This window comes from Terribacillus jepli, from assembly GCF_047228925.1.
Lineage (GTDB): Bacteria > Bacillota > Bacilli > Bacillales > Amphibacillaceae > Terribacillus.
The window spans coordinates 1-2,703 of the sequence record NZ_JBFEGH010000030.1 but is presented as its reverse complement, the minus strand read 5'-3'; the positions used below and the strand labels follow the sequence as shown (position 1 = coordinate 2,703).

Genomic DNA, 2,703 nt, shown 5'->3' with positions numbered 1-2,703 from the left:
AGTCCTTAAAATACCACAGAAGAATTATCATATAAAAAAGATTGTAGAGAAACTGGGGTTTCTCTACAATCTGAGGAGATTGCTTTAAGCAATCTCCTTTTGACTATTACCCTGCGAGGGCGACAATGATTATTTTAAAGTTAAAAGATAATACTTTGATGCATTCTCAAAGTCTTGATTTTCTTTATAGTATTTCGCAAGCTGTTCCGAAAAATAACGTACATTAGATCCATCATGAATGGATTGAAAGTATTTGATTCCTTCCTGCCATACTCCTTCAAAGCTGTCCTTATCGATATATTGCTTATGAAGCATGGCAAACATCCACTTATACGCATCCTCATCGCGCTCTTTACTCAATGCAAAACCTTCTGCAAAATAATCCATGGCTTCTTCCTTACGCCCAAGGAGGAAACAGCATTCCGTAACATAATAGAGGCTCTTCAAATAATATTCCGGATGCTGATTCTGCATGGAGCGATCAAAGTACCACAGTGCTTTTTCAAGCTGATTTTGCTTAAAATACAGTACACCAAGATTATGGTGGATATATAAAGGAAGCTGCAATTCAGATTCGGCCGCGCCATTCTCCAAAGCGGCAAGGAATAGTTGCTCCGCTTTGCGAAAGTCCGCCTTTTCCAAATAATTCAGCCCTTGGAGCAGGCGGCATTTGGCGAGCTGCAATTCCTGATTGTAGCTTATAGCCGCTTCAATTGCTTTATCCGCATTCAAAACGGAAAAAACAGTCATACCCATATAATAGTACGTATTAGCCAATTTATAATAGAAGTCGGACACTTCCCGCTGATCGATTTGTACCGTCAAAAACGGTTCTGCACGTTCATATTCGACAATTGCTTCCTGAAGCTTGTCCTGCCTGTACAGCAGCAGCCCCTTAAAGAAATGGTAATAGTATAGATTTCCGTCGGTGAGCACGAATGCTTCTGCCGCCCCTTCAAGCAGCTTTTCCCCCTTATCCAGATTACCTTTGAGCATTTCCAACCGCGCTTCATACAGCATACTTCTTGCCAACAGCTTTTCATCACGGATTGCAGCTTCCAATTCAGCTATTTCATTGCGGATCTTCCCAGCAGCGCGGATTTGTTCCGTTTTGATATTTTCGTATAACTTATCTAGCTGCTCGGTAAATATGTCGGTATTCTTTTGATCTGTCTTGTACATCGGCTCACCCTCTCTCCATTCATATCAGAATCATCGGTTAAAATTTGCGTATTGTTTAGATCATCAGAAAGAAAAAGATCCACCATTGGTGAATCGTACGCTTTTTAAGCTTTTACCCATATATTCGAAATGCTTTTCAAAAGGAATCTTTCACCACTTCCCGGCCAAATCGTTCTTAAAACCAAATTGCTTTACTTTTAATTCAATGGGCGGTCAAGACAGCTATCTTGATTCTGAACGATTCCGAATCGCACATGCAGGGGAAGATAGATTCAACGCACTTGCCGCTCTCCCGCAGTGCTAATCAGCTATTATTGTCCAAGCATGGAAGGAGCAATCAAATAACCCTTCCAAGATATGTTCTAGGAAGAACCCATATCGGCCCATGAAAGCTATTTGATCACGCTATCCTGCCAACCTCCTGATTCCCGTTTCTATTCTATATAGATAAACGATATCAGTATGAAGCCTGACCTTGCAATGTTTGAGAGCGCAGGCTATAGGAGAAGACCTTCTTTTTCGTATATTTGAAAACGTCTACCCGATCTGTATAAGGATAGATGAAATACTTTTCATTTTTAACTTCTATCTCATAAGGTATCCCCTCAGGGGCAGGCGGATAATAATATTTCTCAAGGAAGCTAGCTTGATTGAATTCATCCACAAAATGCCGCTGCTTTTCCTCGGATAACGATTTGCCATCCTGTTTCACTTTTACATCATAAGATAATGTCGGATGAAGCTGAAATCTCTTACCTATTTTTTCTACAACAGCACTCGGTGCAGAAGCAGCCACGATTTTAATCAGACTAGCAACAATCAATAAGACAATAAATACCCAAGACAAAGCCCTCGCCTCGATTCCAATAAAATCGTTCTAATGATAACACATATCCGTCAAACCAACTTCCTTATTTTTGACAAGAAAATGACAGATACGCCCTCGGTCCTATTCCCTGACAGTTTCATGGAACTTATACTGGAAAAAGGAGGTAATGACGCATGAAAACACCACAACTCTTAACGATGACTGCCTTTGTATTATTGGTCTTGTTGTTTCTCGGCGGTCTGCTGTTCACAATAACCTTGCCGCAAAATCAATCCATGGTACAGGCTGTGACTACATTCATTGAAGATGATCCCAAATACCAAAGAACACTTGCCGCGGGTGAGATTCCTTCCCCATCTCCGGAAGAAATGGCTGCTGAAACAATCCCCAACCTGCAAGTACTCTTTGTCATTCCGACTGTGTATATCGCCATCATCGCCATCATCGTATTCATCGGCCTAATGATCATCCCGAAAAGACCAAAAGGTGCTGCAATGACATTATCCAGCGCAGCAATCTTATCCCTCGCAACTGTTATCGTTCCAGTGCTCCTATTCATTGCAGGCGGAATGATCAGGCAACGCGCTAAATAAAAAATATCCCCCATGGGGGATATTCAGGCTGTCGAGATAGTCTCGACAGCCTTTTTATTTTGGGTTCATTTCTTTTTCTAACTTTTTTATAATAGAATA

At 41.2% G+C, this 2,703-nt stretch carries 3 protein-coding genes; 1 reads left to right on the top strand and 2 read right to left on the bottom strand.

Features of this window, described 5'->3' with window-relative positions; genetic code table 11:
- Positions 1 to 129 precede the first annotated feature (129 nt).
- On the bottom strand, positions 130 to 1,182 hold the full coding sequence (locus AB1K91_RS19920) for a tetratricopeptide repeat protein (RefSeq protein WP_413092425.1): 1,053 nt from the start codon (positions 1,180 to 1,182) through the stop codon (positions 130 to 132).
- Positions 1,183 to 1,639: 457 nt separating this feature from the next.
- On the bottom strand, positions 1,640 to 2,029 hold the full coding sequence (locus AB1K91_RS19915; protein ID WP_413092424.1) for a YfmQ family protein: 390 nt from the start codon (positions 2,027 to 2,029) through the stop codon (positions 1,640 to 1,642).
- A gap of 155 nt (positions 2,030 to 2,184) precedes the next feature.
- On the opposite strand from AB1K91_RS19915, the gene AB1K91_RS19910 reads away from it, so the two are divergent.
- Complete coding sequence (locus AB1K91_RS19910; RefSeq protein WP_413092423.1) at positions 2,185 to 2,604, top strand: DUF4064 domain-containing protein; 420 nt, start codon at positions 2,185 to 2,187, stop codon at positions 2,602 to 2,604.
- The last annotated feature ends 99 nt before the right edge of the window (positions 2,605 to 2,703 follow it).

Bases quoted from the DNA above. Each gene is read 5' to 3' on its own strand.
- AB1K91_RS19920 (WP_413092425.1), bottom strand. From the start codon at position 1,182: ATGTACAAGACAGATCAAAAGAATACCGACATATTTACCGAGCAGCTA.
- AB1K91_RS19910 (WP_413092423.1), top strand. From the start codon at position 2,185: ATGAAAACACCACAACTCTTAACGATGACTGCCTTTGTATTATTGGTC.